This window comes from Ferrovibrio terrae, from assembly GCF_943371255.1.
GTDB classification, from domain to species: Bacteria; Pseudomonadota; Alphaproteobacteria; order Ferrovibrionales; family Ferrovibrionaceae; genus Ferrovibrio; species Ferrovibrio terrae_B.
Genome location: NZ_CALRUC010000016.1, coordinates 1 through 16920, shown reverse-complemented (window position 1 = coordinate 16920; position 16920 = coordinate 1). Strand labels below are relative to the sequence as shown.

The window sequence follows — 16920 nt, the reverse complement described above, 5'->3', positions numbered from 1 at the left end:
TGTCGGAAAACAGGCCACAGTTGCCGAGGGACACTGGTACACAACCATTCTTAATGATTGGTTCCCGACCCGGCGAAATCCAGTCCATTTAATGATGGATCGCGCGCCCTGACCAGCGACGTTTTGGGCCAACCCCGAGAAAACCCCCTTCACGGTGCCCGAAGAACCCGGAACCGGATGGCCAGTACGCTCATATATGCCTGAAGTTGGCGTCCCCACGGGGATTCGAACCCCGGTTTGCGCCGTGAGAGGGCGCCGTCCTGGGCCTCTAGACGATGGGGACCCATAAGCCGCGCGGACCTGCCGCGCGAGGCGCACCAGATACAGGAGCGGGCCTGCGGGCGCAAGGGGTTTCGCTGGTGCCCAGCCAAAATGCCAGGCGAGAATAAGCCCAGATTCCCCAGCGGCTTGACCGCTTTCACGGGGCCTGTTGAAGCCCCTGGCCAGACGGTTATTTTGTCAAACGAGATGCTTGCATCGGAGTCATGGCTGGGTATAGTGCGCGCCTGCAACCGGCACCCCGTCGGTTGATCGGTCTTCGGGTTTCCCGCCTTCGGGTTTCCCAATGACCGAACCGGGTTTTCCCGGCCTGCCGGCCCTGCCGGCAAAACCAGCGCCGAGCGGGCGTAGCTCAGGGGTAGAGCACAACCTTGCCAAGGTTGGGGTCGAGGGTTCGAATCCCTTCGCCCGCTCCAAATTTCCAGATAAATCCCACAGTTCCACACAATACGTCGTGATCGGACCGCCATCTGGCGTTCCCGGCTGTCGGCCGGTATCGGGCCCCGCTAGACTTGCCTGAACGGCCATAAGGCCGGCGGGAGGAATGATGCGCGCTATCCTGAATCTGGCGGCCTTTGCGGCTGCGCTAGTCCTGACCGGTCCCACCCAGGCGCAGCCGGCACCCTTGGGCGAACTGGCCCCCAAAGGGCCGGTGCGCGTGGCCATCGCCATATCACCGGCACCCTCTGCGCTCTATGCGATCAAGGATGCCAGCGGACAGTTCAAGGGGGTGACCGTCGATCTGGGCAACGCCATCGCAGCCAAGGCCGGCCGGCCGGTGCAGTTCGTGGCCTATGCCTCGACCGGCGAAATCACGGCAGCCGGCGACACGGATGCCTGGGACGTCACCTTCATGCCCCACGACCCCGCCCGCGCCAAACTGGTGGATTTCGGCGCGGCCTATCATCTGCTGCAGAGCACGCTGCTGGTGGCCGGCCACGCCAATGTCAAAACACTGGCTGACGTGGACCGGCCCGATATCCGCGTTGCCGGCGTGGAAGGCACCGCCACGGCGCGCGCCGCCGCCGCCTTCCTCAAGCAGGCAAAGGTTGTCCATGTGCGCGGCGTGGACGATGCCGTGGCACTGGTGAATGCCGGCAATGCCGAAGCCATCGGCCTGTCGCGGGAATCGCTGGTCGGCCTGCTCGGCAAGGTGCCGGGCTCCCGCGTACTCGATGGCGGCTTCCTCAATACGATGACCGCCGTAGCGGTGCCCCGCGGCAGGGCCGCAGCCCTCGTCTATGCCAGCACGGTCATCGAGGAACAGAAGGCCAATGGCGGCGTGCGGAAATCGCTCGACGCCATGGGACTCACCAGCTCGGTCGTCGCACCGGCAGGAGCGAAGCCATAACCCGCCCTTGCGTCGTCCGCAGTGCGGCCTAGAGTCTGCATCCATGTATAGACGCCACACGCGCCATCCCGTGCTGTCGCTGCCAAGCCTTGGTGCGCTGGCACTCAGCCTCATAGCCTGCTTCGCCATATCTGGACTGGGCGGCGCCATCACCGCCGGCCCGGTGAAAAGCTGGTATCCGACGCTGGCCAAGCCCGCCCTGACACCGCCGGACCTCGCCTTCCCCATTGTCTGGACCCTGCTCTATGCGCTGATGGCGATTGCCGCCTGGCTGGTCTGGCGCAGCGCCGGCCTGCGCCGGGCGCGTGGCGCGCTGACGATGTTCGGCATCCAGCTGCTGCTGAACCTCGCCTGGTCGGCGCTGTTCTTCGGGCTGCAGCGGCCGGACCTGGCCCTGGCCGAGATCGCCATCCTGTGGGCTGCGATTGCCACAACCGCCACGCTGTTCTGGCGCCATGACCGCCGGGCAGCCCTATTGCTGGCGCCATACCTGGCCTGGGTCAGCTTCGCCGTCTGGCTCAATGCCGCGATCTGGTGGCTCAACCCCGCCTGACCGGCTGCCCTGATTCGGAGCAGTCCGTATCCATCCTGCTCGCCTGGGGTGCAGCAGAGCCGCGCAATTGCCGCTCCGTTCGCACCTGTGCCCGAGTCCGCGCATGGCATGAATCCTGCTGACATCCTCTCTGGTATCCAGAGGAGGATTTGCGATGACCAAGAAGCGTGACAGCGTTCCTTCCGCCTTAACCACCTATCGTGCCGCCCATGCCTTCACCCGCCGCACCCTGCTGAAATCCACGGTTGCGGCCGGCACTGTCGCCGCCCTCGGCCCGTGGTTCGTCCAGGATGCGCGGTCGTCATCGGGCACGCTCAGCATCCTGCACTGGGATGACGAACTGCCCGATCCGGTGATCCCGGATTTCGAGAAAAAGACCGGCATCAAAATCAACAAGACGCCGTTTTCGCAGAACGAAGAGCAGATCAACAAGCTGCAGGCGACCGCCGGCACCGGCTTTGACCTGTGCCAGCCGACCCGCGACCGCGCGCCGCAGTTCAAGGATATCGGCGTGCTGCGGCCCTTCGACACCAACAAGCTGAAGCTCGACAACCTGCTGCCAGCAATGCTGGAAGGTTCGACCAGCGTCTGGACCTGGGATTCCAAGCTGTATCATGTGCCGCATTGCTGGGGCAGCGAGGCCATCGCCTGGCGCACCGATCAGGCCAAGCTGGACTACAAGACGCTCAGCTACGGCACACTTTGGGATGATGAGTTCAAGGGCAAGGTGCAGGGCCGGCCGCATTCCCTGCTGCTCGGTATCGGCCTGTGGTGGGACCGTATCGGCAAACTGCCCTCGAACCGCATGATGGACGCCTTCAAGGACGAGGCGACCATGAAGAAAATCTACGACGAGATCCTGAAATTCGCCGTCAGCAAGAAGCCCTGGATCAAACAGTTCTGGGACTCGGCCGACAACACCAAATCCGGCTTCATGGAAAACGGCGTGGTGATCGGGCAGACCTGGGATGGCCCGGCGCTGTCGCTCAAGAAACAGGGCCGGCCGGTCTCCTATATGGCGCCGCAGGAAGGCGCAATCGCCTGGCTCGATGGCTGGGCGCTCACCACCGGCGCGAAGAATGTCGCCCAGGCCTATGAGTGGATCAACTACCTGCATACGGCGGAAGTCTCGGCCAAGGTCGCCGATGGCTCAGGCTACAACCCAGTCGCCAAGGGCGCCGATGTGCTGCTATCGGATGTGGCGAAGAAGAACTTCACCGAAGCTTTCCCCGACGATGCGACCACCAAACTGTGGCATCGCCCGCCGGAGCCCTCGTGGTTCGCCGAGCTGCGCACGCAATACGCCGAAAAGTTCAAGGCCGCGTAATACGGCGGCGCCGGCGGCAAGTCGCTGCCGGCGCCAGCCGTCCTGTCTCGCCACAGATCATGACCGCACCCCTGACTGCCGCCATCACGCTGGATCATGTCAGCATCCGCTTCGGTGATTTCCTCGCCGTTGACGATGCGTCGCTGCAGATCGCGCCCGGCGAATTCTTCTCTTTCCTTGGTCCTTCGGGCTGCGGCAAGACCACGCTGCTGCGCACCATCTCGGGCTTTATCGAACCCACCCAAGGCCGCGTGCTGCTGGATGGCCGCGACATGCAGGGCATCGGCCCGAACAAACGCCCCACTGCACTGATTTTCCAGAATCTGGCACTCTTCCCGATGATGAGCGTGGCCGACAACATCGCTTATGGCCTGCGCGTGCGCGGCCTGTCCCGCCGCGCACGCAATGCCAGGGTCGATGAACTGCTCGATCTGATCGCCCTGCCCGACCAGGGCGGCAAGCGCGTGGATGAATTGTCGGGCGGCCAGAAGCAGCGTGTGGCGATTGCCCGTGCCCTTGCTGTCGAGCCGAAAGTTCTGCTGCTGGACGAGCCGCTGTCGGCACTCGATCTCAAGCTGCGCCAGCATATGCGCAACGAACTGCGCGCCATCCAGCGCCGGGTCGGCATCACCTTCATCTACATCACCCATGACCAGGGCGAGGCCCTGACCATGTCGGACCGCATTGCCGTGATGAATCGCGGCGTGATCGAACAGGTCGGCGATGGCCGCAGCATCTACGAGGCGCCGTGCACCGCTTTCGTTGCCTCCTTCGTCGGCGAGAACAATGCCTTCATCGGCAAGGTGATGGCCTCTGACGATGGCATTGCCGTGGTGGAAACACCAATCGGCCTGCTCAAGGGCCGCAATGCGCGCGGCCTGATCAAAGGATCGGAAGCCGTGCTGTTCATCCGCCCCGATGTACTGCAGCCCAATCCACCCAGCGAACACCAGTGGATCGGCGGCCGTGTCAGCGAGATGGCCTATGAAGGCAGTCTCACCCATGTGGCCTTCAATGCCGGCGATACCGGACAGAAGATCACGATGACACTGGGCCGCACGGACGCCGCCGCTGTGCCCGCTATCGGCGCCGAGGCCGTCATCGGCTACCCGGTCGAGGACGCCCTGGTGCTGCCGCGCGAGAGCTTCGGCCGGGACTGAGCATGCACAGCTCGGTTGGCCATAGCCTGATCCTGGCCCTGCCGCTGGTGGTGATTGCGGCCTTTTTCATTCTCTCGATGCTGGAGCGCCGCAAGCTCGGCTCACTGGCACCAGTTTCCTTCTGGCGCCGCAACGGCATCGCGATCTCCAGCTACTTGGTGATCGCCGTCGGCCTGTGGACCGTGATCATGATCGTGCTGCCGCAGCTTTATATGGTCGATCTGTCGCTGCGGCCCAAGCTGACCCCGGCGCAGACCGGCGGGCCGCGCGATGTCTACACGCTGGAGAACTACCACTACTTCCTGTACGGCTCGACCACATCCTCGGCGAACTGGAATACCACCCATATCAAGGCCTTCTTCCTCACCATCGGCGCCTCCGTGCTGGTGACGATCCTCAACTTCGTCCTCTGCTATCCACTCGCCTTCTACATGGCGCAGGTGACTACCAGGGCGCGCGTGCGCATCTTCATGCTGCTGCTGATTACGCCCTACTGGGTCAACGAGGTGCTGCGCGCCTTTGCCTTCCGCGTGCTGCTGGGCAGCCAGGGCGTGATCAACACCCTGCTGCTCAAGACCGGCGTGATCGACCAGCCGATCGATTTCCTCGGGCTGGATGTCGGGCTCTATGCCGGCCTGGCCTATGCCTATCTGCTGATGATGATGTTCTCGCTCTACAACGCCATCGAAAGCCTGGACCGCAACCAGATCGAGGCCGCCCGCGATCTCGGCGCGCCGTGGTGGTATATCCACTGGTCGGTGGTGATGCCGCATGCCAAGCCCGGCATCGCCTCGGGCGCCACGCTGGTCTTCATGCTGAATGCCGGCGCGCTGGCCGCCCCCCTGGTGCTGGGCGGGCCACGCACGCTGTGGTTCACGCCGATCGTCTACGACCGCTTCTACCAGGCCTTCAACTGGCAGCAGGGCGCCGCCTATGCCTTCATCCTGCTGCTGGCCTGCATCGTCTTCGTGCTGCTGGTGCTGCGGCTGTTCCGCGTCGGACTGGGCGAGATCGCGCGATGAACAGTGTAGCCATCAACCGCATCGCCATCTGGTTCTATATCGGCCTGTTCTTCCTCTATCTGTTCGGGCCGCTGGTGATCATGGGCATCACCGCCTTCAACGCGTCCAGCTATCCGCAGGTTTATCCCTTCGAAGGTTTCACGCTGAAATGGTTCGACGGCCTGCTGCGCGATAGCGACATCATCTATGGCCTGAAGAATTCGCTGTGGATCGGTTTCCTGGTGGTGCTGGTCTCGGTACCGGTCGGCCTGGCCGCCGCCATCCTGATGACCCAGGTCTATGCCCGGGCGCGTTCATTCTATTACCTGATCGTGGTGTCGCCGGTGCTGACGCCGGGCGTGATCATCGGCATCTCCACCGTGATCTTCTGGCGCGAGATGACCGGCGCCACCGGCACGCGCTTCCTCTATGACGGCACGCTGATGACCGTGGTGGCGCAATCCAGCTTCATCTCGGCCTATACCATGCTGATCTTCCTGGCCCGGCTGCAGCGCTTCGACCGCGCCCAGGAGGAAGCCGCGCTGGACCTCGGCGCCAGCCATCCGCAGGTGTTTTTGCACATCCTGCTGCCCTTCATGCGCCCGGCCATCCTGTCGGCCGCCGCGCTCGCCTTCCTGTCGTCGTTCGAGAATTACAACACCACCACCTTCTCGATCTTGGCCGACAAGACGCTGACCACCGTGCTCGCCGGCCGCCTGCGCCAGGGCACCACCCCGGCGATCAGCGCCCTGGCCGTGCTGATCATCGCCGTCACCCTGCTGGGCGCCGTGGTCTATGAACTGCTGAAACGCCGCGAAGAGGCGGCCAAAGCCGCCCGTTTGCGGCAGGCCCAGCGCGAGGAAGAGCGCAGCCTGGCGCCTGCCGGGATGAAACCCTGAACTATCGTCGGGAGCGGCGAATGGCGCTGGGCGGACGGCGATAGACTTCGGCAAAGACGCTATTGAAACGCCGCAGGCTGCCAAAACCGGCCTGCAGCGCTACTTCCGTCATCGGCAGATCGGTTTCGTCCAGCAGCCGCTTGGCGCGCTGCACCCGCGCCGTTTTCGCCAACTGCAAAGGACTGGCGCCGAGATGGCGGGCAAACAGTCGCGCCAGATGCCGCGCACCGATGCCCAGACGAGCCGCCAGCATTTCCACCGAGGCATCTTCACCATCCAGCGCACCCTCGCGGACAATCAGGCGTGCAGCCCGGTCGACAGTCGCCCGGCTGCCCCTCCAGGCCGGACTGAATGGCGCCGTCTCCGGCCGGCAGCGCAAGCAAGGGCGAAAACCGGCGGCCTCCGCAGCGGCGGCGGTCGGATAGAAGTCGACATTCGTCGCCCGCGCCGGCCGCACCGGGCAAACCGGCCGGCAGTAGATGCGGGTCGTCCGCACACCGGTGAAGAATCGGCCGTCATAGGCAGGGTCTCGCCGCATTCTGGCGCATTCGCATTCGTCATGATCGAGCATAAGCGTACTCCGGGACGGAGTCCGAATCCGGCCAGCGTTGAATAGGCCGACAGGATACTAAGCCCTTTCCTCCTTTAAGGTCCACGCGACATGACGAATGGCATCGCCTATCATCCGCTCGATAACGTCATCTGGTCGGCACTGACCACGCTGCACGTCGCCTTTGCGACTGGCAGTGGCCTGGCACGGCATTATCCACGCGATATGGCGCCTTTCTCTGCCATTGTTGAATCGACACCAAAAGCCTACGCTGATCTTGCGCCCGGCCTGATGGGTCATGAGGCACGCCTGTTCCGCCCACAGAAAGAACCCACGCCTCCGGGCTGGGAAACACTCAGCGCGCGACCAATCCTGCAGATGGTTGCTGAACGAGCGCCACAACAGCAAGCTGGGGATAAGGCTGAGATACTGCTGCTGAATCCAGGCGACATACCGGATATGATGGCACTTGCCGACATCGGAAAGCCCGGTCCCTTCTCCAATCGAACAGCTCTGCTCGGCCAGTATGTCGGCATTCGTGACGCTGCAAACGGATCTCTGATTGCCATGGCGGGCGAACGCTTCCGCTGTCAGGATTATATTGAACTGAGCGCCATTTGCGTGCACCCGGCTGCACGCAACCGGGGCCTGGGTGCCATCCTCGTCCGACATTTGATGGCAGCCGCTTTTGAGCGCGGTGAAATCCCGTTTCTCCATGTCTTCCCCGACAACCCGGCGGCCCGGCTGTATGAGAGATGCGGCTTCCATATCCGGGCACAGCACTGGGTGATTTGGCGTCGCCCGCTGCCTGGATAGCCCGTTCTTCAGCATTGACGTGGCCCCGGCAGGTTCTTAAGTCTGGTAGCCATGATCCAGGAAATGAGCCAGCGGAGCCGCGATATCCTGCGGCTGGTCGTCGAGACCTACATGACCACCGGCGAACCGGTGGGCTCACGCTTCATTTCCAAGCGGCTGGAGCACCGCCTGTCGCCGGCCAGCATCCGCAACACCATGGCCGACCTGGAAGATGCCGGGCTGCTCTACGCCCCGCATACCTCGGCCGGCCGCCTGCCGACCGAAAGCGGCCTGCGCCTGTTCGTCGATGGCCTGCTGCAGGTCGGCGACCTGACCCAGGACGAGCGCAGCTCGATCGAAGGCCGCGTTGCCGCCTCGGGCCGCGGCTTCCAGGATGTGCTGAAGGAAGCCACCGGCGTGCTGTCGGGCCTGTCGGGCCATGCCGGCCTGGTGGTGGCGCCCAAGGAAGACGCGCCACTGCGCCATGTCGAATTCGTGCCGCTGGGTCCGGGCAAGGCCCTGGTGGTGATGGTGTCTGAATCCGGCCAGGTGGAAAACCGCATGCTGGATCTGCCGGTCGACCTGACCCAGGCGGCGCTGAACGAGGCCGGCGAATTCCTGTCGCGGCGCCTGAAGGGCCGCACCATGGGCGTGGCGCGCATCGAGATCATGCATGAGCTGAGCCTGCGCAAGGCCGAACTGGACCAGCTGGCCGCCCGCGTGGTGGAGGCCGGCCTGGCGGTCTGGGGCGGCGAGCCGGATCGCGGCACGCTGATCGTGCGCGGCAGCGCCAACCTGCTGGATGACGTGGCGGCCATGGCCGATCTGGAACGCATCCGCAATCTGATGGAAGAGCTGGAGAATTCCGAGGAGATGCTGCGCCTGATCGACCTGACCCAGGGCGGCGAAGGCGTGCGCATCTTCATCGGCTCGGAGAACACGCTGTTCCGCCGGGCCGGCTGTTCGCTGATTGTTGCGCCACTGCAGAACCAGCAGCAGCGTATTGTCGGCGCCATCGGCGTGATCGGCCCGACCCGCATGAATTACGCCCGGGTGGTGCCGATGGTGGATTTCACGGCCCAGGTGGTTGGCCGGCTGATCGGCTAAAAACCAGGGATTTCCGAACACACCCCTTTCATTTCCGCGCGGCCATCCGTATATGCAGGGCCTTGCAGAGAGACCCCTATGAGCCAGAACGATAACCAGAGAATTGAACCGACCCTGAATGCTGGTCAGTCGCAGCCGGCAGCCGAAACGGCGCCGGAGGCTGACGCCCTCGCCAAGGCACAGGCCGAGGTTGCCGAGCTGAAGGACCGCCTGCTGCGCACCGCCGCCGAGGGCGAGAACCTGCGCAAGCGTCTGGAACGCGAAAAGGAAGACGCCGTCAAATACGCCTCGGGCAAATTCGCCAAGGATGTGCTGACGGTGGCCGACAACCTGCGCCGTGCACTGGAAAGTGCCCCCAAGGCCGAGGGCGAAGCATCCGAACCGATGCGCAATCTGGTGGTCGGCGTCGAGGCGACCGAGCGCGAGTTGCTGTCGGTATTCGAACGCCACGGTATTTCCCGCATCGACCCCAAGGGCCAGCGCTTCGATCCGAATCTGCATCAGGCGATGTTCGAGGTGCAGGATCCGACCCAGCCCAGCGGTACCGTCGTGCAGGTGATCGCGGCCGGCTACATGCAGCATGGCCGCCTGCTGCGCGCCGCCATGGTCGGTGTTTCCAAGGGTGGCCCGGCGCCCGAAATCCAGCCGGGCCAGTCGGTCAACACCCAAGCCTGAAGCCTTTGGATCATTCTGCGCGAATTGTCTCGGCGGTCACTCGCCTCGACAATTCGACGCAGACATCCGTCTTTGTCAAAAAACCGCAATCTCCAGCACCGATAGTCGCCCCGCATACCGGGGGATGACCATTGGACATGATGACCACCGAGGCGCTTGAGACCATCGGTACCATGGCCGTGCCGCTGCCGCCGGTACATGCCACCATGCGCTGCGAAGAGGTTGACCTGCGCTTCCAGGCCGATCCCGATCTCGGCGCGATTGCCGTGGTGGAAAACGGCCGCCCGGTCGGCCTGATCAACCGCTATGACCTGATCACGCAACTCTCCAGGGACTATGGCCGCGCGCTCTATGCCAAAAAGCCCGTCTCGGCGCTGATGGACCGTGCGCCCCTGATCGTCGATGCCAGCATCAGCGTCGACACGCTGGAAAGCCTGATCGCCGACGAACATCAAAGCGCCCTGCTGCGCGGTTTCATCGTCACCCGCAGTGAACGGTACTACGGGGTCGGTACCGCACTGTCACTGCTGCAGCTTGGCATGGCGCGCAGCGAACGGCGCAATCGCGCGCTCGACCGCGCCCGCCAGCAGGCCGAAGAAGCCAGTTTAAGCAAGACGCGCTTCCTCGCCAATATGAGCCACGAATTGCGCACACCACTGAATGCCATCATCGGTTTTGCCGAGGTGATCCAGAAGGAACTGCTGGGCCCGATGGGCAATGCGCGCTACGCCGAGTATGTCTCCGACATCCATTCGAGCGGCCAGCATCTGCTCAGCCTGATCAACAACATTCTCGATATGTCGAAGATCGAAAGCGGCAGCTGGCGTATCCAGCCGGAAATGACCGATCCGGTCGAGATCATGGAAGCCAGTATCCGCACCTTCCGCGAACGTGCCGAAGGCCGCGGCGTGTTCATGTCGCTGGCGGTGGATGCCCGGCTGTTTGAAGGCTTCGTCGATCGGCAGGCGCTGCGCCAGATCCTGCTCAACCTGATTTCCAACGCAGTGAAATTCACCCCGTCCGGCGGCCGTATCGAGGTGGGCGCGCAGCCTCTCAGTGACACCGCCTTCCGCATCTGGGTGCGCGATACCGGCATCGGCATCGCGCCCGAGCATATCCCGGTGGTACTGGCGCCCTTTGGCCAGGTCGAGAATGACCTGACCCGGCAATATGAAGGCACCGGACTGGGCCTGCCGCTGGTGAAATCGCTGGTCGAGATGCATGGCGGACGATTCGAGATCGCCTCGGTGCCCGGCGAGGGCACCACGATCAGCGCCGAATTCCCGCCGCCACCGAGTAAGGCCGAAGTCAGCGGCCGATTGGCCGCGTTACCCGGCGCAGCGTCAGATTGATCCGGCCGCCGCCGGGGATCAGCCGGCTGGTACCGCCCATCACCCGGTCGATGCCGTGATAGGCCAGCCGTGCCGCGCCGCCCAGCACCAGCACATCGCCTGATGCCAGCTTGAACGAGCGTGTGGGCGCCTTGCGCGTCGTGCCGCCCAGGCGGAACAGCGCGTCGTCGCCCAGTGAGATCGACACCACCGGCGCGGCCATCTCGGCCTCGTCGCGATCCTGGTGCAGGCCCATCTTGGCCGTCTCGCGATACAGGTTGATCAGGCAGCATTCCGGCGCATGGTCGTAATCGGCAACCGACCACCATACTGCCATCATCGGATCGGGGATTGCCGGCCAGGCCCGGTCGGTTTCCGGATGCCGCTCGATATAACGGTACCCCTGGTCCTTGTCGGAGTACCAGCCATACCGGCCGGCATTGCTCATCGCCACGCTCATGCGCTGTCCCGTTTTCGGCATCCGCGCATGATAGGCCGGGGCGGTCGCCAGCACACCCTGCACCGCCTCCAGCAGGCTGCGCTGCCGCGCCGCATCCAGCAGGCCGGGGAACAGCCGGAAGCCGGTCTGCGAGGTATTCAGGCTGGCATGGGAATCAACATGGGGCATGCTCCAGAAATCTGGCGCATGCCCCGGAATTGTCTAGATCGACAAAGATCAAATTCGTGGGATCAAATCCGTGGGATCAAATCCGTGGGATCAAATCCCTGAAATCAGGCGAGGTCGCCTGACTGGATCCGCTTCACCCCCGCGGTCTTCATCGACGACCAGGCCTTGGCCAGCGAGCCCTGCGCGTCGATGCCGCGGCAGGCATCCTCGATCACATAGGTCTCGAAGCCCTGCTTGCGGGCATCCATGGCTGTCCAGGCGACGCAGAAATCGGTCGCCAGCCCCACCACGAACACGCGTTTGATGCCGCGCTGCTTGAGGTAGCCGCCAAGCCCGGTGGAGGTCTTGCCATCGGCCTCCATGAAAGCCGAATAGCTGTCGACATCCTTGTGATAGCCCTTGCGGATCACCAGCTGGGCATGCGGGATGCTGAGATCCTTGACCAGCGAAGCGCCCTCGGTGCCCTGAACACAGTGGTCGGGCCACAGCACCTGGTTGCCATAGGCCAGCTTCACCGCCTCGAAGGGCTTCTTGCCGCTGTGCTGCGAGGCGAATGACACATGGTCGGCGGTGTGCCAGTCCTGCGTCAGCACCACATTGTTGAATGTCTTGGCGATCTTGTTGATCAGCGGCACGATCACATCGCCTTCCTTCACCGCCAGGCTGCCGCCCGGTACGAAGCAGTTCTGCACATCGACCACGATCAGCACGCTCTTGGCGCCGCGCGATACCTTGCCTGCAGCCAGCGCTGCACCCGCAGGGCCGAACAGGCTGGCGGAAACCGCCGCGCCGCCCAGACCCATCAACATCTGACGCCGATTGACCATGATATGCCCCCGCTTGTTGGTGATTCAGCGGCTCAAGCAAAGACCCTTTGTTTGCGTGCGTCCAATGGTTTTTTACTGCCTGCAATTCAGGCGTGCGTCAGGCGCTTCTGCGGGCAATCTGCCAGGAATTCCAGCTGTAGATCAGCAGCGCGCCCCAGATGCAGGCAAAGGCAATCGCATGCACGGCGGTGAAGGGTTCGTTCCACAGCAGCACCGCGATCAGGAACTGCAGGCTGGGCGAAAGATACTGCAGCAGGCTCATGGTCGCCATGCGCAGGCGGCGCCAGCCAGCGGCAAACAGCACCAGCGGCGCGGCCGTCACCGGCCCGGCGCAGAGCAACAGGATATGCGTCCAGCTGTTCGCCGTGCCCAGCGCGCCCTGGCCCTGCCAGGCGAGCCATGCCATGTAGGCCAGCGCGAAGGGCAACAGCACCATGGTTTCCACGGTGAGGCCGATCAGGCTGTCGACGGCAAAGCGTTTGCGGATCAGGCCATAGAATCCCCAGGTGAGCGCGATGATCAGCGACAGGTAAATCGCCGAGTCGGCATTGCCGATCAGCACCAGCACGCCAGCGCCGGCCAGCGCAAAGGCGCCCCATTGCACGGCCGAAACCTGCTCTTTCAGCACCAGCCGGCCCAGCACCACGGCAAACAGCGGATTGATGTAATAGCCCAGGCTGCAGGCGATCACCTGGTTACGGTCGATCGCCCAGACGAAGACCAGCCAGTTGATCAGCAGGAAAACCGCGCTGCCGGCCAGCGCCCGGCGCAGGCGGGGATTGCGCAGCACGCCCAGCCATTCGGCCCGTTTGCCAAACGCCAGCAGAAGACCGAGACAGAGCAGGCAGGACCACAGGATGCGATGGGCGGTCAGGTCCAGCAGCGCGACCCCCTCCGCGCCCACGGCCTTGAAGTAGATCGGTGAGATTCCCCAGAGAAAATAACCACCTAGCCCGAAGGCAATGCCCGCCCAAGGTAGCATTCCGGGCAAGGTGGCCCGGGCAGTGGTTCCGGATTGGTCCGGAATCCGGGCCTGGCCCGGGGCGGAAGCAGGCGGAAGGGTCTTCTCGGACATCGGTTCCTCATGCCTGGCTGTTCTGCCGGGGAGCGGCATCGCCATGGCTTTTCTGGACATTTTTTGCCCTCCACCCGTTGCGGGACGGGGAAGGCACTCTTACATACCCGGCCATAAGTTGAACCGAAAGGGGTCTGCCGCCGTGCTCGGATGAGGCTGCCGCGGACCGCCGAAAACAGGAGTGACACTATGGCCAAAGTTATTGGCATCGACCTGGGTACCACCAATTCCTGCCTCGCCATCATGGATGGCAAAAATCCGAAGGTGATTGAGAATGCCGAGGGCGCGCGTACCACGCCGTCGATGGTGGCGTTCTCGAAGGATGGCGAGCGCCTGATCGGCCAGCCGGCCAAGCGCCAGGCCGTCACCAACCCGGAAAACACGCTGTTCGCCGTCAAGCGCCTGATCGGCCGCGCCTTCACGGATGACGCCACCCGCCGCTTCACCGACATGGTGCCGTACAAGGTCGTCAAGGGCGACAACGGCGACGCCTGGGTCGGCGTGCAGGATGAGAAATACAGCCCGAGCCAGGTATCGGCCTTCATCCTGCAGAAGATGAAGGAAACCGCCGAGAGCTTCCTGGGTGAAAAGGTCACGCAGGCGGTCATCACCGTGCCGGCCTACTTCAACGACGCGCAGCGCCAGGCGACCAAGGATGCCGGCCGCATCGCCGGCCTTGAAGTGCTGCGCATCATCAACGAGCCGACCGCGGCGGCCCTGGCCTATGGCCTGGACAAGACCAGCGACGGCAAGAAGATCGCGGTTTACGATCTGGGCGGCGGCACCTTCGACGTGTCGATCCTCGAGATCGGCGATGGCGTCTTCGAAGTGCGTTCCACCAACGGCGACACCTTCCTCGGCGGTGAGGACTTCGACCTTCGCCTGGTCGATTACTTCGCCACCGAATTCAAGAAGGAGCAGGGCATCGACCTGCGCAGCGACCGGCTGGCCCTGCAGCGCCTGAAGGAAGCCGCGGAAAAGGCCAAGATCGAACTGTCGTCCTCGACGCAGACCGAAGTGAATCTGCCTTTCATCACCGCCGATGCCTCGGGTCCGAAGCATCTGGTGATGAAGCTGACCCGCGCCAAGCTCGAAGCCCTGGTCGACGACCTGATCCAGCGCACCATCGAGCCCTGCAAAAAGGCGCTCAAGGACGCCGACCTGTCGGCCGGCGATATCGACGAAGTCGTGCTGGTCGGCGGCATGAGCCGCATGCCGAAGGTGATCGAGGTCGTCAAGCAGCTGTTCGGCCGCGAGCCGCACAAGGGCGTCAACCCGGATGAAGTGGTTGCCATCGGCGCCGCCATCCAGGCCGGCGTGCTGCAGGGCGACGTCAAGGACGTGCTGCTGCTCGACGTCACCCCGCTGTCGCTGGGCATCGAGACGCTGGGTGGCGTGTTCACCAAGCTGATCGAGCGCAACACCACGATCCCGACCAAGAAGAGCCAGGTCTTCTCCACCGCCGAGGATAACCAGGGCGCGGTGACGATCCGGGTCTTCCAGGGCGAGCGCGAGATGGCGGCCGACAACAAGCTGCTGGGCCAGTTCGACCTGGTCGGCATCCCGTCGGCGCCGCGCGGCGTGCCGCAGATCGAGGTGACCTTCGATATCGACGCCAACGGCATCGTGCATGTCTCGGCCAAGGACAAGGGCACCGGCAAGGAACAGCAGATCCGCATCCAGGCCTCGGGCGGCCTCTCGGAAGACGACATCAAGAAGATGGTGCGCGACGCCGAGGAACATGCCGCCGAGGACAAAAAGCGGCGTGACGCTGTCGAAGCCAAGAACCAGGCCGAAGCCCTGATCCATGCCACCGAGAAGACCATCGCCGATCTCGGCGACAAGGCTCCGGCCACGGAAAAGGGTGAAGCCGAGGCGGCGATTGCCGAGCTGCGCAAGGCGATCGAGGCCAATGACGCCGAGGCCATCAAGGCCAAGGCGACCACGCTCAGCCAGGTTGCCATGAAGCTGGGCGAGGCCCTGTACAAGACCCAGGGTGCCGAGGACGGCGCTGCGGCCGGCGATGCCGGTGCAGAGCAGCCCGGTGCCGAAAAAGCGAAGAAGGACGACGGCATCGTCGATGCCGACTTCGAAGAAGTCAAAGACGACAAGAAAAAGAAGTAGGCCTTAACGGGCATGCCGGGCGCCGCCAGACACTGACGGCGCCCGGTTCCGCTTCGGGGATATGAGCTGGCGGGCGGGATAGTCGCAGTATGGCGAACAAGCGCGATTACTATGAAGTTCTTGGCGTGGCCAAGACGGCAAATGCGGAAGAGCTGAAAAAGGCTTTCCGCAAGCAGGCCATGCAGCATCATCCGGACCGCAATCCGGGCGACAAGGACGCTGAGCACAAATTCAAGGAATGTAACGAGGCCTACGACATCCTGCGCGACGACCAGAAGCGCGCGGCCTATGACCAGTATGGCCATGCCGCCTTCGAGGGCGGGCGCGGTCCCGGCGGCCCGGGCGGCGCCGGCTTCGACTTCACCTCCTTCTCCGATATCTTCGACGACCTGTTCGGCGAATTCATGGGCGGCAGCCGCGGCGGCCCCGGCGGCGGGCGCGGCGGCAATCGCGGCTCCGACCTGCGCTATAATCTCGAGATCACCCTGGAAGACTGCTATCGCGGCAAGGCGGCCAAGATCCGCGTGCCGACCTCGATCGCCTGCGAAGCCTGCGATGGCTCCGGTGCCGAGGCCGGCGCCCAACCGATCGCCTGCCCGACCTGCAAGGGCAACGGCAAGGTGCGCGCCCAGCAAGGCTTCTTCACCATCGAACGCACCTGCCCCACCTGCGGCGGCGCCGGCCGGGTGATCGAGAAACCCTGCAAGGTCTGCGGCGGTGCCGGTCGCACCCACAAGGAAAAGACGCTGAACGTGGATATCCCGCCCGGCGTGGACGAGGGCAACCGCATCCGTCTTGCCGGTGAAGGCGAAGCCGGCCTGCGTGGCGGCGCGTCTGGCGACCTTTACGTGTTCCTGAGCGTGCAGCCGCACCGGCTGTTCCGCCGGGAAGGCCAGCATTTGCATTGCCGCGTGCCAGTCTCGATGACCAAGGCGGCTTTGGGCGGCGCCGTGGAAGTGCCGACGCTGGATGGCGGCCAGGCCCGCATCACCATCCCCGAGGGCACCCAGACCGGCAAGCAGTTCCGCCTGCGCGGCAAGGGCATGCCCTCGCTGCAGCAGTCGGGCTTCGGCGCGGGCAATGGCGATCTCTATATCCAGGTGATGGTGGAGACGCCGGTGAAGCTGAGCAAACGCCAGCGCGAGCTGCTGGAGGAATTCTCCCAGCTGGATGGCGAGGAAAGCAGCCCGGAAAGCACCGGCTTCTTCGACAAGGTCAAGGAGATGCTCGGCGGCAAG

16 protein-coding genes and 2 tRNA genes are annotated in these 16920 nt (G+C 63.9%); 13 read left to right on the top strand and 5 right to left on the bottom strand.

Annotated features, from left to right (window positions below; translation table 11 throughout):
* Positions 1 to 207: 207 nt before the first annotated feature.
* Positions 208 to 283, bottom strand: a tRNA-Glu gene (locus AAG799_RS05770).
* A gap of 337 nt (positions 284 to 620) precedes the next feature.
* Between AAG799_RS05770 and AAG799_RS05765 the strand changes: the two genes are divergently transcribed.
* The 7 genes from AAG799_RS05765 (at position 621) to AAG799_RS05735 (ending at position 6570) form a co-directional block, all read left to right on the top strand.
* Positions 621 to 695, top strand: a tRNA-Gly gene (locus AAG799_RS05765).
* A 128-nt stretch (positions 696 to 823) separates the two neighbouring features.
* A complete protein-coding gene (locus AAG799_RS05760; protein WP_341894849.1) occupies positions 824 to 1630 on the top strand; it encodes a transporter substrate-binding domain-containing protein in 807 nt (268 codons plus the stop codon).
* 43 nt (positions 1631 to 1673) lie between these two features.
* Positions 1674 to 2183 (top strand): TspO/MBR family protein, encoded by a 510-nt coding sequence (locus AAG799_RS05755; RefSeq protein WP_341894848.1) that lies wholly within the window; start codon positions 1674 to 1676, stop codon positions 2181 to 2183.
* A gap of 154 nt (positions 2184 to 2337) precedes the next feature.
* A complete protein-coding gene (locus AAG799_RS05750) occupies positions 2338 to 3510 on the top strand; it encodes an extracellular solute-binding protein (RefSeq protein WP_341894847.1) in 1173 nt (390 codons plus the stop codon).
* Positions 3511 to 3569: 59 nt separating this feature from the next.
* Positions 3570 to 4670 (top strand): ABC transporter ATP-binding protein, encoded by a 1101-nt coding sequence (locus AAG799_RS05745; protein WP_341894846.1) that lies wholly within the window; start codon positions 3570 to 3572, stop codon positions 4668 to 4670.
* Between the two features lie 2 nt (positions 4671 to 4672).
* On the top strand, positions 4673 to 5692 hold the full coding sequence (locus AAG799_RS05740) for an ABC transporter permease (RefSeq protein WP_341894845.1): 1020 nt from the start codon (positions 4673 to 4675) through the stop codon (positions 5690 to 5692).
* The gene (locus AAG799_RS05735) at positions 5689 to 6570 is read left to right on the top strand and encodes an ABC transporter permease (protein ID WP_341894844.1); all 882 of its coding nucleotides are present in this window, start codon (positions 5689 to 5691) and stop codon (positions 6568 to 6570) included. Before AAG799_RS05740 ends, AAG799_RS05735 begins: the two co-directional genes overlap by 4 nt.
* 1 nt (position 6571) lies before the next feature.
* Here the strand turns inward: AAG799_RS05735 and AAG799_RS05730 are convergent, their stop codons facing one another.
* A complete protein-coding gene (locus AAG799_RS05730) occupies positions 6572 to 7108 on the bottom strand; it encodes an Ada metal-binding domain-containing protein (protein ID WP_341894843.1) in 537 nt (178 codons plus the stop codon).
* A 123-nt stretch (positions 7109 to 7231) separates the two neighbouring features.
* Here AAG799_RS05730 and AAG799_RS05725 point away from each other — a divergent pair, with 123 nt between their 5' ends.
* From AAG799_RS05725 to AAG799_RS05710, 4 genes are all read left to right on the top strand, one after another.
* A complete protein-coding gene (locus AAG799_RS05725) occupies positions 7232 to 7936 on the top strand; it encodes a GNAT family N-acetyltransferase (protein ID WP_341894842.1) in 705 nt (234 codons plus the stop codon).
* Positions 7937 to 7987: 51 nt separating this feature from the next.
* On the top strand, positions 7988 to 9022 hold the full coding sequence (hrcA, locus tag AAG799_RS05720; RefSeq protein ID WP_341894841.1) for a heat-inducible transcriptional repressor HrcA: 1035 nt from the start codon (positions 7988 to 7990) through the stop codon (positions 9020 to 9022).
* A 78-nt stretch (positions 9023 to 9100) separates the two neighbouring features.
* Positions 9101 to 9697 carry a nucleotide exchange factor GrpE gene (gene grpE, locus AAG799_RS05715; protein WP_341894840.1) on the top strand — a complete coding sequence of 199 codons (597 nt, stop codon included), beginning with the start codon at positions 9101 to 9103 and terminating at the stop codon, positions 9695 to 9697.
* 137 nt (positions 9698 to 9834) lie between these two features.
* On the top strand, positions 9835 to 11049 hold the full coding sequence (locus tag AAG799_RS05710) for a HAMP domain-containing sensor histidine kinase (RefSeq protein ID WP_341894839.1): 1215 nt from the start codon (positions 9835 to 9837) through the stop codon (positions 11047 to 11049).
* Here AAG799_RS05710 and AAG799_RS05705 read toward each other — a convergent pair.
* From AAG799_RS05705 to rarD, 3 genes are all read right to left on the bottom strand, one after another.
* Positions 11006 to 11656, bottom strand: coding sequence for an alpha-ketoglutarate-dependent dioxygenase AlkB (locus AAG799_RS05705; RefSeq protein ID WP_341894838.1), 651 nt, complete (start codon positions 11654 to 11656; stop codon positions 11006 to 11008). The genes AAG799_RS05710 and AAG799_RS05705 overlap by 44 nt on opposite strands.
* A 104-nt stretch (positions 11657 to 11760) precedes the next feature.
* On the bottom strand, positions 11761 to 12483 hold the full coding sequence (pncA, locus tag AAG799_RS05700) for a bifunctional nicotinamidase/pyrazinamidase (RefSeq protein WP_341894837.1): 723 nt from the start codon (positions 12481 to 12483) through the stop codon (positions 11761 to 11763).
* A gap of 97 nt (positions 12484 to 12580) precedes the next feature.
* Positions 12581 to 13465, bottom strand: coding sequence for an EamA family transporter RarD (rarD, locus tag AAG799_RS05695; protein ID WP_341894836.1), 885 nt, complete (start codon positions 13463 to 13465; stop codon positions 12581 to 12583).
* Between the two features lie 282 nt (positions 13466 to 13747).
* Here rarD and dnaK point away from each other — a divergent pair, with 282 nt between their 5' ends.
* Both dnaK and dnaJ read left to right on the top strand, forming a co-directional pair.
* Positions 13748 to 15682: a molecular chaperone DnaK gene (dnaK, locus tag AAG799_RS05690; protein WP_341894835.1), complete on the top strand. Its 1935-nt coding sequence runs from the start codon at positions 13748 to 13750 to the stop codon at positions 15680 to 15682.
* Between the two features lie 89 nt (positions 15683 to 15771).
* On the top strand, positions 15772 to 16920 hold a 1149-nt coding region (dnaJ, locus tag AAG799_RS05685), incomplete at its 3' end, for a molecular chaperone DnaJ (protein ID WP_341894834.1).

Coding starts and splice junctions, on each gene's coding strand:
- AAG799_RS05760 (WP_341894849.1), top strand. CDS start 824: ATGATGCGCGCTATCCTGAATCTGGCGGCCTTTGCGGCTGCGCTAGTC.
- AAG799_RS05755 (WP_341894848.1), top strand. CDS start 1,674: ATGTATAGACGCCACACGCGCCATCCCGTGCTGTCGCTGCCAAGCCTT.
- AAG799_RS05750 (WP_341894847.1), top strand. CDS start 2,338: ATGACCAAGAAGCGTGACAGCGTTCCTTCCGCCTTAACCACCTATCGT.
- AAG799_RS05745 (WP_341894846.1), top strand. CDS start 3,570: ATGACCGCACCCCTGACTGCCGCCATCACGCTGGATCATGTCAGCATC.
- AAG799_RS05740 (WP_341894845.1), top strand. CDS start 4,673: ATGCACAGCTCGGTTGGCCATAGCCTGATCCTGGCCCTGCCGCTGGTG.
- AAG799_RS05735 (WP_341894844.1), top strand. CDS start 5,689: ATGAACAGTGTAGCCATCAACCGCATCGCCATCTGGTTCTATATCGGC.
- AAG799_RS05730 (WP_341894843.1), bottom strand. CDS start 7,108: ATGCGGCGAGACCCTGCCTATGACGGCCGATTCTTCACCGGTGTGCGG.
- AAG799_RS05725 (WP_341894842.1), top strand. CDS start 7,232: ATGACGAATGGCATCGCCTATCATCCGCTCGATAACGTCATCTGGTCG.
- hrcA (WP_341894841.1), top strand. CDS start 7,988: ATGATCCAGGAAATGAGCCAGCGGAGCCGCGATATCCTGCGGCTGGTC.
- grpE (WP_341894840.1), top strand. CDS start 9,101: ATGAGCCAGAACGATAACCAGAGAATTGAACCGACCCTGAATGCTGGT.
- AAG799_RS05710 (WP_341894839.1), top strand. CDS start 9,835: ATGATGACCACCGAGGCGCTTGAGACCATCGGTACCATGGCCGTGCCG.
- AAG799_RS05705 (WP_341894838.1), bottom strand. CDS start 11,656: ATGCCCCATGTTGATTCCCATGCCAGCCTGAATACCTCGCAGACCGGC.
- pncA (WP_341894837.1), bottom strand. CDS start 12,483: ATGGTCAATCGGCGTCAGATGTTGATGGGTCTGGGCGGCGCGGCGGTT.
- rarD (WP_341894836.1), bottom strand. CDS start 13,465: ATGCTACCTTGGGCGGGCATTGCCTTCGGGCTAGGTGGTTATTTTCTC.
- dnaK (WP_341894835.1), top strand. CDS start 13,748: ATGGCCAAAGTTATTGGCATCGACCTGGGTACCACCAATTCCTGCCTC.